Raw genomic sequence first — 18,116 nt, 5'->3', positions numbered from 1 at the left:
ATAGAATTCAAGCTTTTTTCCTGAAACCTCTGAATCTAGAATAGAACTAAATTCTCATTTTTCTGAAAACGGTTGTTTTTGGACAAATATAGTGCTAAAATGATGCAAACACCTATTCCCATACCCCTCAGAAGTTAATGTCAAAAGAAGGGAGGCAGCCGGCAACGGTTATTCCAGATTCTTTTAAAGGCATAGCTTATTTACACTTACCGCTCCCTGTCACTTTTCAATGTTTATTGCATCTTTACCTGTTGTATCATCACCTATATAAAGGAGGAAGGACTTATGAGTGAAGTTCGTTTAATTCCTTTTAAGTTAGAAGAAGTGCTGCAGACTGCCGGTGAAGAAATTCCGTATGGTATACAAATGATCAACGCTCCTGCGGCGTGGGATCAGGGAAATAAGGGAAAAGATGTTGTCGTTGCCGTTCTTGATACAGGCTGTGATGTAAATCATCCTGATTTAAAAGACCGTGTCATTGGGGGGAGGAATTTTACCAGCGATGATCCAGAAGACTATTTGGATGGACACTATCATGGGACACATGTTGCCGGTACGATAGCAGCATCCATTAATAAGCTTGGAGTTGCAGGAGTAGCACCAGAGGCGAAACTTTTAATTCTTCGAGTGCTCGGCGCTGATGGAAGCGGAAGCTACCAGGGAATCATTGACGCCATTAACTACGCTGTAGAATGGCGAGGGGAGAATGGAGAAAGAGTCAGGGTGATGTCCATGTCCCTGGGTGGGCCTGACGATGTACCTGAAATGCATGAGGCAATTAAGAATGCTACAGCCAACAATGTGATGGTTGTCTGCGCGGCTGGAAATGAAGGAGATTCAAGTGAGAGGTCAGATGAGCATGCTTATCCAGGCTATTATAAAGAAGTCGTGCAAGTAGGCGCAGTGGATGAACAAAAGCATTTGGCGGACTTTTCGAATACGAACGATGAGATTGATTTAGTAGCACCCGGCGTAAACGTGCTTTCCACGTATCCAGGTGAAAAGTATGCCAAGCTGTCAGGAACTTCCATGGCAACTCCGCACGTTTCAGGTGCATTAGCTGTACTGATTTTAAAAGAAGAAGCCGAATTTGGCAGGGAACTCACCGACCCAGAGATTTATGCCCAGCTTTGTAAAAATACACAATCCATTGGACTTACCAAAAAAGGGGAAGGCAATGGTTTACTTTATTTGGGTATGGAATCCAGAAAAGAAGCTAGCCAGAAAGAAGAAAAAAATGTAACCGTTCCAAAGTAAAATGACAATCCCATTTTAAAAGGGAGGATGTTGTTGATGGCGGTGTATAAGGTATTGTCCTTAATGATCAGCTTTGCCATGCTTACACTGAGAATGGTGGAGGAACGTAACCGCAGAAGCAAAAAAACATCCGCTCACCGAAATAAGGAACGGCCCGAACGTAAACGGGCGTAATTATAGAAAAAGCTGATCCTCACGAAGAGATCAGCTTTTTTATCTGCTTATTTTTTAACCTTATAAGTCGTAGCATTGCTTGTGTTCTTTGCTTTGTCGGTTGCTGTAACGGAAAGAATTGTACTCGCTCTTTGAGCTTTCATCTTCACTTTATATTTCCCGTATTTGTCAGCAACGTTCTTGCCAAGCGTTGTCTTACCTTTCTTTACTAGAACGGTAGAGTATGCTTCTGCTGAGCCGCCTACCGTTGTTGTTTTTGAGGTGATGGCAGAAACCTTTGGAGCAGAAGGTGCTGTCTTATCAGCGACTTTAACGGAGAAAGCAGGACTAACCGCATTCAAGCTGTCTTGATAGGTTACAGATAGTATGGTTCCGGCTTTTTGTTTAGGAATAACAAGTTTAAAAACACCTTTTGAGTCAGCATTCTTGGAGATGATTGTTTTGCTCCCCTTTTTGACTGTTACCTTCATGCCTTTTGGTGCTTTACCTGAAAGACTTGTATCATTATCATCGACTGGATTGACAGAAGGCTTGGACATTGCTTTGGTGATGTAAGCAGATGAGATATACCATGTGCCCTTTTCACCCGGAACAGTTACAGGAAACCAGACAAACTGATTGATGCTATTTGGTGTTTGATCATACTTAAAGGTGTCTGTGATCGTTAAAGGGGTATTTTTTTTAATGTATTTAGAAGAGCTTTCTGTGGTTGGAGCTTTTCTTATCTTCACGTGTGTGAATGAAGGGTCATCCCAGCTAGTTATGGCTTTGTCGTTCTTCTTCATTAAATATCTTGAAGCATGAAGCCTTTTGGTTATGCTGTAAGATTTTTTTATAAACTTAATATTGTCAGATTTGGTTGGATCATATTGAAAATCATTTGTTGAGAATGCTGGTTTTTGGAGGTTTGTATTCCCTAAGAAACTGTCCGCATTCAAGAGAGACATTACTTTTTCCTGGTAAGCATTTGTATTCGGCTTTCCTGTTTTTTGAACCACCGGGCTATTTATTGGTTTAATGCCATTGTAGGCCATGATTGCAAAGTACCATGATTCAAGCACACTCTTGTCTTTTGGCAGTACAGCAGGCAACTCGGAATTCTTATACTTAGAGGCAAGAAGGTTAACTCCGAAAGCTATGTTGTACGGGATGCTATATTTTAGCTTTTCTAGTTTTACAGGATCATAGTTTTTCGGAACGGTAATCTGCATAATACCAATACCGTTATCATGTGAGATGACGGGCTGACCCTTTTTATCGAACTGCTTCCATCCATTGTTTTCTTTTGAGGCAACAGCCTTCACGATCTCCGGTGGTATGCCGGCTTGGAGTGCTGCGTTTGTCAGCAAACAGTTCATATGCTGAAAACTGGGATTGGTTCCTTTTTTTAAAGTGCCGAATGAAGTGCATTTTACCTGGATATCCTTCGTTTCCGCAGCATGTGCATCATTCGCAGGCCACAGACCGATGGCGAGGCAGCCTGCCATACCAGCCTTTAAAAGCAAAGATTTCATTTCCTGTCCTCCGTCTCTATTAATCTCTTTATATTCTACCATAATTTACAAGGTTAATTGTGTAAAATAATTGAAGGTATTGGAATAAGAAGGGGAATGGAGAATTATTGTAGAATTAATGGATAGCGCATTCTGAAGGAGGCGGTCTATATGGCAAATGGATATGAACGAAATCAAAGGAATATTGTCGTTTAGTGAAATTTGAGGAGATGATTGTTTGAAACAAGCTTTGTTAGTCATTGATGCCCAGCAGGAATTAATGGATGGAAACAAAGAATATGAAGGAGTTTATCAAAAAGAACAACTGATAAACACGATAAATGAAGTGATCGAACAGGCGTCGGAACAAAAGGTGGACATCCTTTTTGTCAGAGATGTAGATGTGAGTTCAGGAGAAGGGCCAGGATTTCTTGTTCATGAGAAAATCAATGTCCCCGACGGATCCCCTGTATTTGATAAGAAAGCAACAAATGCCTTTCATGGCACCGGTTTGCTGGATCATTTAAGAGAAAACGAGATCGGACACCTCGTCATTATGGGCTGTCAAACGGAGTATTGCATTGATACGGCAGTAAGGACAGCAACCGTTCAAGGGTTTGATGTGACGCTCGTAAAAGAAGGGCATTCGACAACGAACTCAAACGTACTCAATGCCGAACAGATCATCGCACATCATAACAAAACCCTTCATGGCCACAACAATGTTGATCACTTTTCCATGGTGAGAAGCTCAAAAGAAGACCTATTCAGTCCAACACATGATACCTACCGATAGGAATCAGGAGACCTTTTATAAAAGGTCTCTTTTTTTATTAAGAAAGTCTTAAGAATTTTGCTCGGAGATTGTTAAGATTTACAGGTTAAGATACAGGTAATTCCAAAAAAGGAACATGATATAATTTTGAAAGGAGTGTGAGAAACCATGAGCGAATTCACCGTGCTAGTTGTAGATGATGAAAAAGAAATACGTGATGCGATAGAGATCTACCTTAAAAATGAAAAGATGACGGTTATTCAGGCCGCTGACGGTCTTGAAGCGATTGAAAAGCTTAATGAAGAAGCCATTCATTTAATCATACTGGATATTATGATGCCTCATCTTGACGGCATAGCAGCAACCTTTAAAATCCGGGAACAGAAAAATATCCCCATCATCATGCTGAGTGCCAAAAGTGAAGATACCGATAAAATTCTTGGCCTTCAAATCGGAGCCGATGATTATATGACAAAGCCATTTAATCCGATTGAGCTGATCGCCAGAGTGAAATCACAGCTTCGAAGGTACATGACGTTAGGGAATTATGAAGGCAAAAGTAATGTTATCAACCTAAATGGGCTTACTCTTGATAAAGAGGCAAGGGAAGTCGCGGTTCTTGGGGAAGCAGTAAAGCTGACCCCTATTGAGTACAAGATTGTAGAGCTATTAATGTCCCATCCTGGAAGAGTGTTTTCCATTCATGATATTTATGAGAGGGTGTGGCAGGAGCCTTGCTACAATGCAGAAAATACGGTCGCCGTACATATTCGGAAGATCAGGGAAAAGATCGAAATCGATCCGAAAAATCCAAGATATTTAAAGGTGGTATGGGGAATTGGATACAAGATGGAAAAGTAAACTTGGCCAGGTGGCCTGGGTGATATTATTTACGATAGGATTGAGCGGTACGCTGGCATTTCTGAATCATTGGGATACTTATATGGGAAAAAGTTATTTTGAAACAGATGAATTTAAGGGTGAGTTCGAAACCTTTCTAGGCTACCTTCATATCTATGAGGTGAGTAACCTGACGAGTGAGGAGCTCAAGGGTAAAATTACGGTTTCCAAAGAGGAAATAAAGGAATACCGATACAGAAATGGTGACTTATCGGAGCAAATTTCAAGCATACAAGACCAGTTCAGACCCCAGCTTGAAGAAGCCAACACGAACCATGATAAAAAGCTGGAATCTTATTTTAAAAAACAAAGAGATAAAAAGATTGAAGACATTCAAAAGAACTTTGAAAGCGATAAGTATGTTAAGCAAAAAGTAACGAAAGAAAAAGAAGAGCAAATCGATCAATTTATTGAAAATAAGAAAGCCGTTCAACAAGAATTCCAGCAGTGGCTATCTTCTTTTGAATATTATTTGCAAAACAATGAAACAGCAGAAGTTTTTACAAATTTAACAGCAGCTAATAAAGAAGATGCATACAAAAAGCTGGAAAGCAGTAATATGCTGTACCTGCAAAATTATACTGGCGAAAAAAATAGTTACTTGTCCATTTCTGATTATTCGCCTTCTTTATATGATGAGGGGGATTCACAACAAGCAGCCATGGGAATTCTGGCTGATGATCATTCTGTTCTAGAAGGGAAAATTGGTGTCCCGAAGGCTTTGCCAGCAGACAGCATGTTATATGATCAGTACAAAATGTTCAAAAGAAACCAACAGTTCTTTTTCCTTTATAGTGCGGCAGGACTGATCGCTTTATGTGTCACTATTTGGCAGGCAAAAAAACATCAGATGCTGCGGTTAATCGCTCACTCACCCTATATAACGCTTTATAAAAAAATACCTGTTGATCTAAAAATCGGCTGTATGATTATTTCTGCTATTGTGTTCTTTATCTCACTTGGGGTTGCGACTGATTACAATATTTATGGATCTTATGTCAGTATGATTGATGAAGCGGTCATCACTATTGGATTCGCAACCTTTATTACTGGATTGACCCTCATCCAGCTGATCTGGCTCATTTCCGAATGGAAAGAAAGCGGTTGGACTAAAGGATATTGGAAAACATCTTTAACCTATCGTTTCTGGCATGATTTAGAGAAGTTCTTCCATTTTCGAAGTCTTGCTTTCCAATACTTGATCTTACTAATCGTCATTTTCGCATCCGGATTTGGAGTAGGCTTTGTTTTATATCAAGTTCAGCTGGTCGGTTTATATCTTGTTCTATTTATGGTCGTAACGGTTCCTGTTTTGTTATTCTCGCTCAAAAAAATCTCTTATTTCAACAGAATCCTCCTCCATTCAAGCGAACTTGCGGCAGGGAACATGGAGCCGGATTTAAAGGCGAAAGGGAGTTCTGCTCTGGCAGGTTTGGCCCGAAATATCAATACGCTGAAACATGGAGTTAAGTCTCTCCAAAAATCGGAGGCAAAGAGTGAACGGCTCAAAACAGAACTGATTACAAATGTAAGCCACGATCTCAGGACCCCTCTGACTTCCATTATTACGTATACAGAGCTTTTAAAGACCCCTGATCTAGATGGAGAGAGCAGGGAAGCCTACGTGCAGATCATTGATAAAAAGTCAAAACGGTTAAAGGTTTTGATAGAAGATCTGTTTGAAGCTTCCAAGATGGCAAGCGGAAGTATTGAACTTATGAAGGCTAGAGTGGATATCGTTCAGCTGCTGCAGCAGGCATTGGCTGAGTACGATGAAGCGATTGAACAATCAACCCTCCAAATCAGGATGTCTGCTTCCGAACAGCCGATTGATGCGTATGTTGATGGACAAAAAATTTGGCGGGTGTTTGACAATCTGATTGGAAACATCCTTAAATATTCTCTTGAGAACACACGTGTGTATATAGCGATTGAAAAAAGGCAGGATATAGCCGTTCTTTTCTTTAAGAATGTCTCGAAATATGAATTGGGAGGCAACACAGAAGAATTGTTTGAACGATTCAAGCGCGGAGATACCTCTCGTCATACAGAAGGCTCTGGACTGGGGCTGGCGATCGCAAAATCCATTATTGATCTTCACGAGGGCAGCATGGACGTTGAAGCAGACGGCGATCTTTTCAAAGTAACCATTGAACTTGATTTAGCATAAAGAAAGGGGGCCTTTTATTTCAAAAAGGTCCTCTTCTCTGTCTTTCTATTGTATCCTAAAACCGATGCTATAAAGGGCGTCTCTCAAGATTGTTCATAATTTTGACGGAGGAAAGGCCAATTCCCAGCTGGACTGCTGTCTGAGCTACATCAAGTTTAATACCTGATATAATCGTCGAAACACCGAGCAGCTTCAGGCTGTTGATACTCCACTTCAAAAATCGTTGGAAGGAGGATCTGTTGTAGGCAAAGTTACGCCTCATGTTAAAGATTCAAACAAAACCTGCATGAAGAAGAGAAGTTTGTTATGGTAAGGAGAGAACAATAAATAAATATTTTGTTTACTTTTTTGGAGGGTTTTGTTTTATTATAGGAATAGACTGAATGTAAGAGGTATATCATATGCTAAATGTTTATCACACTGACAGTGCCAATCAAATGACAGAGATGGAAGATATCAAAAAAGGGTGCTGGATTAACTTGATTGCACCTACCAATGAAGAAATCAATTTGGTTGTAGAAAAAATTGGAATTGATCCGGATTTTTTACGAGATGCCTTGGATGAAGAAGAACGGTCCAGGGTTGAAAAAGAAGGAAACACCGTGAGCGTTATCGTAGACCTTCCAATTCTTGTTTCTGATGAAAATGGAATACAGTACGATACGTTTCCGCTTGCCATGATCTCAACTGATTCTCACTTTATTACCGTTTGTCTAAGGGAGAACCCTATTCTGGAGTTGTTTGCAAAACATAAAGTCAAGAATTTTTATACCTACAAGAAAACACGCTTTGTCTTTCAGCTGCTTCAAATGATCGCAACTTACTATTTGCGGTACCTGCGCCAGATCAACCGGAAAACGGAGCAGATCGAAAATGAACTGAGAGAATCATTGAAGAATGAGGATTTATTTGAGCTGCTCAGACTTGAAAAGTCCCTTGTCTATTTTGCGACCTCACTTAAGTCGAATGATGCTGTACTGGAGAAGTTGTTGAAAGTCAGCTATCTGAAGATGTATGAAGAGGATAAGGATCTTCTTGAGGATGTTATTATTGAAAATAAACAGGCGATTGAGATGAGCCTGATTTATCGAAATATCTTGAAAAGTTTAATGGATGCTTTTTCTTCGGTTATTTCGAATAACCTGAACGTGGAGATGCGATTCTTAACTTCCATTACGATCATACTCGCTCTTCCTACCATGGTGGCGAGTTTCTATGGCATGAATATTCCTTTGCCGTTTCAAAAGTATCCCCATGCATTTTTCGTAAGTCTATGCTTGGCATTCACACTTTCAGGCCTCGTCTCCTTTATTTTTTGGAAAAAACGTTTCTTTCGCAAATAAAAGATTATGGATAAAAAAGGTATCTCCTATTATAGGAGGTCCTTTTTACGTTTTTGAAAGAAAACGCTTTCTTATTTAAGCCGTTTGGGTTTACAATCAGGTTATCTTATCTTTAAAATTGTGTTAACATTGTAAAGCGATAGAAAGAACTTTTAAACGTATGAGTATCCTATGACCGTTTATATAGAATATTAAGCATAGTGATCCAAAAAGGAGATGCCAGCAATGAGCCAGATGATGTTAGAGAATGAGTCGTTCTCGCCCTATCTTTCTTTTTCAAGAAACGAGTGGGCGAGCCTGTATTCGGCCGATATACAGCCGTTAACGGAGTGGGAGATATCGGAGCTTCAGGGAATCAACGAAAACGTTTCTCTAGATGAGGTGTCCTCCATCTATTTGCCGCTTTGCCGGCTGCTGAACCTGTATGTCACATCCTCACAGCAGCTTCATCAGCAGTCCAATGCTTTTTTGAGAAAACAAATAAAAAAGCCGCCATTCATTATAGGGATTGCGGGGAGCGTAGCCGTCGGAAAAAGCACGACATCAAGAATCATTCAGGCACTTCTTTCAAGGTGGCCGAATACACCGAAAGTTGAGCTCGTAACGACGGATGGCTTTTTATTTCCGAATGCTGTTCTGGAGCAAAGGGGACTTATGGGTCGGAAGGGATTTCCGGAGAGCTACGATCTAAAAGGTCTGATTCATTTTTTATCCGAACTAAAATCGGGCAAGCGAGACGTTGAGGCTCCAATTTATTCCCACTTGGAATATGATATTTTGCCTGACCGGGTACAGACGATATCAGAGCCTGATATTGTTATTGTGGAGGGAATAAACGTCCTGCAGGTTCCAAAACAAAAACGGAATAAGCAAACACCGCAGATTTTTGTCTCTGACTTTTTTGATTTTTCCCTTTATGTTGATGCGGACGAAGAAGAGATCAAGAAATGGTATGTTGAGCGATTTAAAATTCTAAGAAACACAGCATTCCAAAGCCCGGTCTCGTATTTCCATCGATATGCTGATTTAAAAGATGATGATGCCATCCAGTTCGCGTTGAATATTTGGAACACCATCAATGGATTAAACTTGCGTGAAAACATTCTTCCTACGAAGTACAGGGCTCATCTGATTTTAGAAAAAGGAAAAAATCATTCGGTTTCCGGCATTAAAATGCGGAAGATGTAATGGATGAACGAAAAAAGACCCAAATAAAGGGTCTTTTTTTGTTATCTTGAAAAAACAAAAAAATATCCTAAAAGGACATGACATGATACATAAGAGGGTATTAAACAAATAGGTGAGTCGAAAAGGTAAAAAAGAAAAATTCATACAAAGTTCTCTTTTCTATTTTTTGTTTTTGGAGTAAAGTAACAATACTTTCAAAAAAGTAACTTACTATCTTCAGGATACCAATATATCCCACTATACTTTTTGATCGAAAACCAGCATGGGAGCTGATGTTATGGAAGATCAAGGCTTAAATCGTCATTTTTTTTTGGCAAAGCTTATCACACAATATGCCTATCTCCATCGTAAAACGGTAGGGCCTGCTGCCGAGGAGTATATTCGGCAAATCGGTATACGTACGGGGGAATGGATCGAGAGTTTTTATAATGAAAATTCCGCCCCTTGGTCAATAGATCAGTATGCAAATGTCATTATTGATATAAAAAACAGAATCGGCGGCCATTTTGAGATTGTCAAGGTAGAAAAAAACTGTGTGGTCGTCAAAGCCAATTCATGTCCATTTGGAAGCGTAGTTCGTGATGCTCCTCATCTTTGTATGATGACATCCAGTGTATTTGGCGGAATTGCCGCAAGAAAATTCGGTTACGGTAAAGTAAGCCTCAGGAAAAGAATTGCTCTTGGTGAATCCAACTGTGAAGTGGCCATCTATTTTTCTCCGAATGAAACGGAAGATGGCTTGGTTTTTGAAGACTTGCCGGTTACTCCAGTTAATGCGGATCCTTTTTTGTGGGAAGAAGAAACCATAAAGATGCTGAACGAAGAGCTTAGGCGAAGCGATGACATGCTGGTAAAATTATTAGATGAATTGGAAGTATTGAAACAGCAGGTAAAAGAAAGCGGCAGTGAACAAAAAGCTTAAAAACCCTGATGAAATTTAACGCATGGTGAAAAACCATGCGCTTTTTTTATTAGGCAAAAGATCAAGATCATGGTTCCTCTAGTTTGAAAGCTTGAATAATAGGTAAAAGATAAGAGTACATACAGAAGGAGTGGAGTAGCCTTGAAATTAAAAACAGCCAACCTCAGATCTGTAAAAATGTCTTATATCGATGAGGGTAAAGGAGATCCAATGGTGTTGCTTCATGGTTTTTGCGGCAGCCATCAGTATTGGGAGGAAGTCATTCCTGAGCTGGCAAGGGATTATAGAGTGATCGCTCCCGATTTGCGAGGTCATGGGAAATCATCGATAAGTGAATCAGCGTGCGCAGTAGAAGATCTTTCCGAAGATATTAAAGATTTACTCCAGCATCTAGGACTAGAAAAGGTAACGATGTTTGGCCATTCTTTAGGAGGTTATATCACATTAGCTTTTGCAGACCATCAAAGTAACAGGCTGAACGGTTTTTCACTTATTCATTCAACTGCTTTTCCTGATGATGAAGCAGGCAGGAAGGGGAGAGACGAGAAGATTGCCCAGATTAAAGAAGATGGCATGGTTGGGGTCATCGATCAGCTCGTTCCGAAACTTTTCGCTGCTGGAACTCAACAGAAAAGCAGAATAAACAGAGCGAAGGATATTGGCTATGATACTCCCGCCGAAGGAGCCATTTGTGCACTGGTTGCGATGAAGAACCGGCCCAACCGGAATGATGTCATTCAATCAGCAAAAATGCCGGTTCTCCTTGTGGCAGGCGACAGTGATCAAGTTATTCCTTCTGAAAAAACCTTTTCAGTTTCCGGTGAGATGATTACACCAATCCTTTTAAAGGAAACTGGCCATATGGGAATGTACGAATCTCCACATGAGCTTATTAAAGAAATAAAATCTTTTATGAAAAAGGTAAAATAAAAAAAGACTCCTGAAATCAGGAGTCTTTTATAATCACACTTACTTTTGAACGTTAGCAGCTTGAGGTCCGCGAGCACCTTCAGTGATTTCAAAAGTTACATCTTGACCTTCTTCAAGAGATTTGAAACCGTCGCCTTGAATAGCAGAGAAGTGTACGAATACATCGTCTTGGCCTTCAACTTCGATGAAGCCGAAACCTTTTTCTGCGTTAAACCATTTAACTTTACCTTGTAACATATGATGTTCCTCCTGTGTGGATAATCCCACGATTTATTACTATTCCTGCTCAAATATCATTCAAGACGCAAACCGCTGCGAAGAAGTCATGTACCGAACAAAAATAACTGTTATAACTGTAACATGGTTTAAACTTTTTATCAAGCAAGTTAAGGATTTATTCACTTTTTAATTTAAAATATAAGGAAATGGGGAATAGGAGTGCTAAGGAGGCTGAGATCATGAAGGCACAAGGATATTTAATATTCGGTTTACTTTTTGCCCTGTTGATCGCCGTTTTTGCCGTAGTAAATGGCAACGATGTAGAATTTAATTATATTTTTGGAACGGTGAAATGGCCGCTTGTCCTTATTATATTAGGATCGGCTGCCGTTGGCGGATTGACCGTCGGCTTTTTTGGCATTTTAAAGGTGGTTCAGTTGAGAAATAAGGTGAGACGTCTTGAACATGATCTGAAAAAGCATGAAACCATGCAAAGAGAAGTAGTTGTGGATAAAGAGAGAGGCGTAGAAGAACGAAGCCAGACTCCAGGTTAATCCTGAGTCTGGCCGTTCTCTTTTTATGGAAGTTTATTTCCTCTGGAAGAAACATAAAGCTCATACCATTCTTCGCGTGTCATCATTTCGGACTGTCGGACAGCATCTACAGCATCTTTAATGCGCTGAACGTTGGTCGTACCAATAACTGGCTGAATTTTCGCCGGGTGCCTCATGAGCCAGCCAAGGACAATTGCTTCAAGCGTGGTTCCTTTTTCAGCGGCCATTTTTGCTACTAATTCTTTGGTCTTCGCTTCTGCTTCAGACAATTCTAAAGAGCTGTTCCCTGAAAAAATTCCTTGAGCTAGAGGAGACCAAGCTTGAATCTGAATATCTTCCCGCATGCAATGTTCAATCAAACCGTCAGCAAAATGGACAGACGTTCCAGCCTGTTGGTTAACATGTACGCCTTGATCGACAAAATCAAGCTTATTTAAACTCATCTCTAATTGGTTAACGATCAAGCGCTCGTCTGAATAGGCTTCAAGAAGCTGGATTTGCGCTTTGTTCATATTGGATACACCGAAATGGAGGACTTTCCCGGCTGATTTTAACTGCTGAAAGGCTTCTGCTACCTCTTCAGGCTCCATGAGAGGATCAGGGCGGTGAAGAAGGAGAATGTCCAAATGGTCAATCGTAAGCCTTTGCAAAATTTCATCCACTGAACCCAAAATGTGTTCTTTAGAAAAATCATAACGGCCAGGACCGATATCATCAGCAAAGCGGATTCCGCATTTACTTTGAATGACCATTTTGTCGCGTAAGTCTGGATTTCCCTTTAATACATGCCCAAATGCTTCTTCAGCTTTACCCATTGTATAGATGTTGGCATGATCAAACATCGTGATGCCTGAAGAAAGTGCGGCATCAATTGCTTTTTCGGTTTTTAAGATTTCTTCGTCGGAAATGGGGCTGCGGTCCCAATTGCCGCCAAAGCCCATACACCCTAATGCTAGACGGCTAGATGTGATTTCTCGTTTTTCTAAAGGCATCGTACGCATCGTATAACCTCTTTCTTTTTTAGAATAATATTAACTTAATCACCGTAATTGTAGGCAAGCCGGGGCAAAACTGCAACTTTTATGAACCGTCTGGAGAAGGACAAAAAAACTGCCGAAGATTACGGCAGTTTTTTTTAGTCAGGCCTCAATTATAAGAATGCCTCATATGATCAGCCACGATTTGTCTGTGAATGAGCAGTTCGACCAATGTAAAAGTGAGGGCGATTAAAAAAGTTCCCCAAAATGTTACATAAGCACCGGACATTAATGAACTAATCGCGTAAACCAAAATGTAAGAAACGATGAAGTCAGCTGCAAAAACAGACCAAAAGGATAGGCGGGGCAGAAATACATATTCCATTAAAACAGCAATCGGCGCAAGGATGATTGTAATGATGAAGAAGGGCAGCGGTCTGTTAAAGGTAACACTCTCAAACCAAAACGTGCACAGAAGAAGAATCAGCGGTATGCTGATGATCTTCAGCAATAAACTTTGCATAAAAAAACCTCCTTTTCATTCCATTATTTTCTGCGATAGGTAAGAAATTATGCCATAATTTTAGAGTGAGAAATTGTTGGAATGGGGGAAAAGGATGCAGCCGATCATACATGGTTTTCTGCTGGCGTTAGGATTGATACTTCCTTTAGGAGTTCAAAATGTGTTTGTTTTTAATCAAGGTGCCAACCAAAAGCAGTTTAAAAAAGCTTTGCCTGTTATCATAACGGCTTCTATCTGTGATACAGTCCTCATCCTGCTGGCTGTTTTTGGTGTTTCATTGCTGATCTTAAGTTTTTCTTGGCTTAAAATGATTCTATTTATGGGAGGATTTTTTTTCTTGCTGTTCATGGGCTGGTCCGTTTGGAGAAGTAAGCCATCAAAAAGCAGTGAAGCAGCGGCCCTGCCCATGAAGAAACAAGTGACCTTTGCCGCGTCTGTATCTCTTTTAAATCCGCATGCTCTGTTGGATACAGCAGGCGTAATCGGGACAAGCTCAATCGTGTATAGCGGAGCAGAGAAATTGGGTTTTACAATGGCGTGTATATCCGTTTCCTGGCTGTGGTTTATCGGTTTGGCTTTTGCAGGAAAGTGGATTGGAGAACGGGATGGAAACGGGAAGCGGCTTTTGTTCATAAACCGCTTGTCCGCTTTCTTAATTTGGGGAGTTGCGTTATATATTGCTAAGGAGATTATCAAGCTGTTATAGATTATTGTTCTGTTGGCTAATTTCTCCTTCATCTAAATAAAGGTTGGCGCTTTCTAAATTTTTATGTTCGTTCACAGAATCTCCCGGGGCATAAGCGTCAGACCCCAGTGGATGTTTTGTATTCAATCCTGTAGCGATGCTAAACTCTTTTTCATCTGGTGCATTGGTTATTGCTTCATCTGTTTTTTGCTGTTTCTTTTTCATAAGGCCTCCTTAAAGTAAGACCTTTATAGGGTACGCGGATAGATTATTCATTATTCGAAATGGAATAACATAAAAGTGAGACAAACTGGGTATAACTTAATTATCCTATTGAAGGAGGAGGTATTTGCCATGGAGTACTCTTTGTACAAAAAAGATGGAGCCTTTCCTTGTGATGTAACAATCGATGTAGATAACAACATATATACCGTTCGAGACAGTGATACAACAGGACAGGTTTTTCAAAGTGCACCGGAAGTGGCCTCCTGGATCCAACAGAACTGGGCGCCCGATCAATTTGAAAAGCCTGATGATTATTATGATTTAATGAATACTTTGCAATCGTCGCTGCAAGAGGATGAAATGGAATATTAGAAAAAGCTAAAAGCTGGTTTTTAGGCGTAAGAATTCGGCCTGAAAACCAGCTTTTTTATTTATCGGAATTTAGACAGAATGTGAAAAGAAGGTGCTAATGTGATTCTTTTCGTTCAATAGGAATGTGCTGAAATGTTATCACATCGAACAATCCCATATCAGTTAGCTTTAGTTCAGGTATAACGGGAAGAGCCAGAAAGGATAACGTCAAAAAAGGGTTATAATCATGTGCAAATCCAATCTGCTTTAATGCTGTATTGATTTCGAGCAGCTTCTGATAGACATCTATATGGCTCTTGTCTGACATGAGGCCCGCGATCGGAAGCGGGAGGGAAGCAAGTACTTCACCATTCTCGATGACAGCCAGTCCGCCCTTCATTTCAACCATAATCCCAATTGCTTTTAATAGGTCGCTGTCATTTGTCCCGGCAGCAACAATGTTGTGAGAATCATGGGCAACAGTGGATACGATGGCTCCTGATGTTATTCCAAGGCCTTTAAGAATTCCGCATCCAATGTTTCCAGTCAGGTGGTGGCGTTCAACAACAACCAGTTTTAGCTGGTCTCTGTTCACATCAATTACGAAGCTGCCGTCAGAAGTACTGACTTTTTCTTTCAGATGTTTCGTTACAATACTGTTTGGAATAATTTTAATGATGTTTGCAGTCCCATTGTTTTTCATAGGAATGGCCAGTGAGTTGCTGGAGACCGGGTGAAGTTGAACGCTGTTAGTAATGGCAGGTGAGGCGGCTGCGGCCATTTTTTTATAGGGAAGCATTCTGCCCTCTGCAGCCACTTTCTTTCCGCTTTTATAAACCTCTTGAATTTTAAAGCTTGTAAGATCAGATAAAAGGATAAGGTCCGCATCATATCCGGGAGCGACGGCCCCTTTTTGTTTTAGGCCAAAGCATTCGGCTGCATTAAGACTGGCCATCTGAATGGCAAGTAAAGGGTCAAATCCTTTTTCAATTGTCAGTCGGATATTATGGTCAATGCTGCCGTTTTCGATTAGATCATCCAGATGCTTGTCATCCGTTACAAACAAACATCTGCGGGCGTTCCGCTCAGTCACTGCGTCAAGAAGAACGGTGAGATCCCTCGCAGCCGAGCCTTCCCTGAGCATGACATACATGCCTCTCATCAGCCTGTCTTTTGCTTCCTGGGGTGTCACACATTCATGGTCGGTTCGAATTCCAGCTGCCATATATACATTGATTCCATCTGCAGGGACACCGGAAGCATGTCCGTCAATGTGCTTATGATGGAACGACGCATCTGACAATTTTTTTACCATGTCATTTTCACCTTGAAAAACAGCAGGATAGTTCATGACCTCACCTAAACCGATCACCCGGGGATGAGCGTAGAAGGGTGCAAGATCGGACGCGTTCAGTTCTGCTCCAGCATGTTCAAATGGTGTAGCCGGCACACAGGAAGGAAGTGCAATATATACATCGAGGGGGAGATGCTCTGATGCATTCATCATATAGTCGATGCCTTCTTTTCCGCTCACATTGGCAATTTCATGAGGATCAGCAATGACAGTGGTGACGCCATGAGGAACGACGACACTGGCAAATTCCTGAGGAGTAACCATGGATGATTCAATATGTACATGGCCGTCAATGAGTCCAGGGCATATGTATGCACCACTTGCATCCATTTCATTTTTTCCCTGATATTTCCCAATCCCAACGATTACTCCATCAGATATTGCGATATCCGCTTCCACGATTGTAAGGCTGAACACATCAATAATTTTGCCGTTTTTGATGACCAGGTCGGCAGGGACTCGTTTAGAAGAGGCTGCCAGTCGTGCAGAAAGCGATTTTTGATTCAAATCCATTATTTGAGCCCCTTTCGATCTGCTTGTTTTTGAGAATAGGCCGGGAAATCTGTTTAATCCCGGCCCGTTTCTAAGCATTCTTCTTTAATGGCTTCCCCAAATAAAGTTGATAATAAACGCAATACTGATCAAGTACATCATCCAATGCAATTCCTTATGCTTGCCGGTCGTTAGTTTTAAGATGGTGTATGAGATGAAGCCAAAAGCCAGCCCCTGGGCGATACTGAAGGTTAAAGGCATGAGAATTATGGTAAGAAAAGCAGGTATTACATCGGTATAATCATTAAAGCTGATTGCTTTGATTTCACTGAGCATCAGGGCACCGACCAGAATTAAGATGGGTGCTGTGGCTACTGATGGGACAAAAGCAATCAAAGGGGCAAAAAGGAGCGTCAAAAAGAACAGAATTCCGGCAGTTAAAGCTGTTAGCCCGGTACGCCCGCCTTCTGAAATACCCGTGGCGTTTTCAACATAGGCATTCATGACTGTTCCGCCCATGGCTGCACTGGCCATCGTACCAATGGCATCTGCCTGAAGGGCACGGTCCAGATTTTCTATTTTTCCGTTTTCATCTGCCAGACCGGCTTTGCTGGAAAGGCCGATTAATGTTGCGAGGTTATCGAACAGTTCAACAATGGTAAAAGAAAATAAAATCGATAGGATGCCATAAGCGAATGCACCTTTCAGATCCATCGCCAGGAAGGTATCAGAAAGGCTCGGAAGGGAAAAGGAGGCTACATCTTTTGCAGCATGCGGATAGTCAATAAAGCCTGTTATCATGGCGACAACGGTCGTAAGCAAAATACTGATCAGCAAAGCACCCTTCTTTTTCTTCGCCATTAAAAAAGATGCCGCAAGAAGTCCGAACAGTGCGAGCAGCGGGCCTGTTTCAGTAATCTTGCCTAAGCTCACAAAGGTGTCTTTATTGGAAACTACGATACCAGAGTTTTTCAGTCCGATAAAGGCAATGAACAATCCGATTCCGACACTTATCGATGATTTTAATAGTGCAGGAACTCCGTCAACAATTTTCTGCCGGACACCGGTGATCGTTAACAGGAAAAACACCATTCCGGAAATGAACACGGCACCAAGGGCTGTCTGCCAGGTTAAACCGGCACCGAGCACGACCGTATACGTGAAAAATGCATTCAATCCCATGCCTGGTGCTACAGCTACCGGAAAGTTTGCCCAAAGAGCCATTAACAGCGTACAGAAAACACTGCCGTAAATGGTGGCTGCGAGAGCCGCTTCTTTCGGAATTCCGGCGTCGGCCAAAATGGAGGGATTGACAAAAATAATGTAGCTCATGGTCAGGAAGGTCGTAATTCCAGCGAGGATTTCAGTCTTTGTGTTCGTTTTTCTTTCAGTTAACTTAAAAAATCTGTCCAGAGAAGAGCTTTTGCCTGATGCGCTTTTTCCTGCCGCTGACATGGAAAACACCCCTTTTCTTCATTTGAGGATCCATAGACCAATCAATTAACCGGAAAAAAGGGAACGTTCATTTCTAAGATGAAAATAGAAACGCTGCACATGGGGTGAGACAGGTTAATTTGTACATCC

19 protein-coding genes are annotated in these 18,116 nt (G+C 41.2%); 12 read left to right on the top strand and 7 right to left on the bottom strand.

Annotation, left to right across the window (positions count from 1 at the left end; translation table 11 throughout):
• Positions 1–285 precede the first annotated feature (285 nt).
• Positions 286–1,257, top strand: a complete 972-nt coding sequence (locus OKX00_RS15710; protein ID WP_091006122.1) for a S8 family peptidase — start codon at positions 286–288, stop codon at positions 1,255–1,257.
• A 36-nt stretch (positions 1,258–1,293) separates the two neighbouring features.
• Positions 1,294–1,431 (top strand): hypothetical protein, encoded by a 138-nt coding sequence (locus tag OKX00_RS15705; RefSeq protein WP_156316231.1) that lies wholly within the window; start codon positions 1,294–1,296, stop codon positions 1,429–1,431.
• A 47-nt stretch (positions 1,432–1,478) separates the two neighbouring features.
• Here the strand turns inward: OKX00_RS15705 and OKX00_RS15700 are convergent, their stop codons facing one another.
• Entirely contained in the window at positions 1,479–2,945 is a 1,467-nt protein-coding gene (locus OKX00_RS15700) for an Ig-like domain-containing protein (RefSeq protein ID WP_265407954.1), read from the bottom strand.
• A gap of 217 nt (positions 2,946–3,162) precedes the next feature.
• On the opposite strand from OKX00_RS15700, the gene OKX00_RS15695 reads away from it, so the two are divergent.
• The 7 genes from OKX00_RS15695 to OKX00_RS15665 all read left to right on the top strand — a co-directional run bounded on the left by OKX00_RS15695 (position 3,163) and on the right by OKX00_RS15665 (position 11,152).
• Positions 3,163–3,720: a cysteine hydrolase family protein gene (locus tag OKX00_RS15695; protein WP_265407953.1), complete on the top strand. Its 558-nt coding sequence runs from the start codon at positions 3,163–3,165 to the stop codon at positions 3,718–3,720.
• 147 nt (positions 3,721–3,867) lie between these two features.
• Positions 3,868–4,560 (top strand): response regulator transcription factor, encoded by a 693-nt coding sequence (locus tag OKX00_RS15690; RefSeq protein WP_265407952.1) that lies wholly within the window; start codon positions 3,868–3,870, stop codon positions 4,558–4,560.
• Complete coding sequence (locus OKX00_RS15685; RefSeq protein WP_265407951.1) at positions 4,538–6,769, top strand: histidine kinase dimerization/phospho-acceptor domain-containing protein; 2,232 nt, start codon at positions 4,538–4,540, stop codon at positions 6,767–6,769. The genes OKX00_RS15690 and OKX00_RS15685 overlap by 23 nt, the downstream gene beginning before the upstream one ends.
• A gap of 401 nt (positions 6,770–7,170) precedes the next feature.
• Complete coding sequence (locus OKX00_RS15680) at positions 7,171–8,112, top strand: magnesium transporter CorA family protein (protein ID WP_265407950.1); 942 nt, start codon at positions 7,171–7,173, stop codon at positions 8,110–8,112.
• Positions 8,113–8,337: 225 nt separating this feature from the next.
• On the top strand, positions 8,338–9,300 hold the full coding sequence (gene coaA / locus OKX00_RS15675; RefSeq protein WP_091006140.1) for a type I pantothenate kinase: 963 nt from the start codon (positions 8,338–8,340) through the stop codon (positions 9,298–9,300).
• Positions 9,301–9,577: 277 nt separating this feature from the next.
• Positions 9,578–10,222: a methanogen output domain 1-containing protein gene (locus OKX00_RS15670; protein WP_265407949.1), complete on the top strand. Its 645-nt coding sequence runs from the start codon at positions 9,578–9,580 to the stop codon at positions 10,220–10,222.
• Between the two features lie 141 nt (positions 10,223–10,363).
• Positions 10,364–11,152, top strand: a complete 789-nt coding sequence (locus tag OKX00_RS15665) for an alpha/beta fold hydrolase (protein WP_265407948.1) — start codon at positions 10,364–10,366, stop codon at positions 11,150–11,152.
• A gap of 39 nt (positions 11,153–11,191) precedes the next feature.
• Here the strand turns inward: OKX00_RS15665 and cspD are convergent, their stop codons facing one another.
• Positions 11,192–11,389, bottom strand: a complete 198-nt coding sequence (cspD, locus tag OKX00_RS15660; protein ID WP_053354963.1) for a cold-shock protein CspD — start codon at positions 11,387–11,389, stop codon at positions 11,192–11,194.
• 221 nt (positions 11,390–11,610) lie between these two features.
• Here cspD and OKX00_RS15655 point away from each other — a divergent pair, with 221 nt between their 5' ends.
• On the top strand, positions 11,611–11,925 hold the full coding sequence (locus OKX00_RS15655) for a LapA family protein (RefSeq protein WP_265407947.1): 315 nt from the start codon (positions 11,611–11,613) through the stop codon (positions 11,923–11,925).
• A gap of 23 nt (positions 11,926–11,948) precedes the next feature.
• Here OKX00_RS15655 and OKX00_RS15650 read toward each other — a convergent pair whose 3' ends face one another.
• Complete coding sequence (locus OKX00_RS15650) at positions 11,949–12,926, bottom strand: aldo/keto reductase (protein WP_265407946.1); 978 nt, start codon at positions 12,924–12,926, stop codon at positions 11,949–11,951.
• Positions 12,927–13,071: 145 nt separating this feature from the next.
• Positions 13,072–13,425 (bottom strand): DUF2512 family protein, encoded by a 354-nt coding sequence (locus tag OKX00_RS15645; protein ID WP_053354960.1) that lies wholly within the window; start codon positions 13,423–13,425, stop codon positions 13,072–13,074.
• Between the two features lie 94 nt (positions 13,426–13,519).
• Between OKX00_RS15645 and OKX00_RS15640 the strand changes: the two genes are divergently transcribed.
• Positions 13,520–14,131: a LysE/ArgO family amino acid transporter gene (locus OKX00_RS15640; protein ID WP_265407945.1), complete on the top strand. Its 612-nt coding sequence runs from the start codon at positions 13,520–13,522 to the stop codon at positions 14,129–14,131.
• Here the strand turns inward: OKX00_RS15640 and OKX00_RS15635 are convergent.
• Positions 14,126–14,335: a hypothetical protein gene (locus OKX00_RS15635; protein WP_265407944.1), complete on the bottom strand. Its 210-nt coding sequence runs from the start codon at positions 14,333–14,335 to the stop codon at positions 14,126–14,128. The genes OKX00_RS15640 and OKX00_RS15635 overlap by 6 nt on opposite strands.
• Positions 14,336–14,464: 129 nt before the next feature.
• On the opposite strand from OKX00_RS15635, the gene OKX00_RS15630 reads away from it, so the two are divergent.
• A complete protein-coding gene (locus tag OKX00_RS15630; protein ID WP_053354957.1) occupies positions 14,465–14,707 on the top strand; it encodes a hypothetical protein in 243 nt (80 codons plus the stop codon).
• A gap of 94 nt (positions 14,708–14,801) precedes the next feature.
• On the opposite strand, the gene ade is transcribed toward OKX00_RS15630, so the two are convergent.
• Positions 14,802–16,553, bottom strand: coding sequence for an adenine deaminase (gene ade / locus OKX00_RS15625; RefSeq protein ID WP_265407943.1), 1,752 nt, complete (start codon positions 16,551–16,553; stop codon positions 14,802–14,804).
• A gap of 84 nt (positions 16,554–16,637) precedes the next feature.
• Positions 16,638–17,987 carry an NCS2 family permease gene (locus OKX00_RS15620; RefSeq protein ID WP_053354955.1) on the bottom strand — a complete coding sequence of 450 codons (1,350 nt, stop codon included), beginning with the start codon at positions 17,985–17,987 and terminating at the stop codon, positions 16,638–16,640.
• Positions 17,988–18,116: the final 129 nt, after the last annotated feature.

This window comes from Fictibacillus sp. KU28468, from assembly GCF_026153615.1.
GTDB lineage: Bacteria > Bacillota > Bacilli > Bacillales > Fictibacillaceae > Fictibacillus_C > Fictibacillus_C marinisediminis.
Note: the sequence above shows the minus strand (reverse complement) of the source record. Positions and strands in the feature narration are given on the sequence as shown.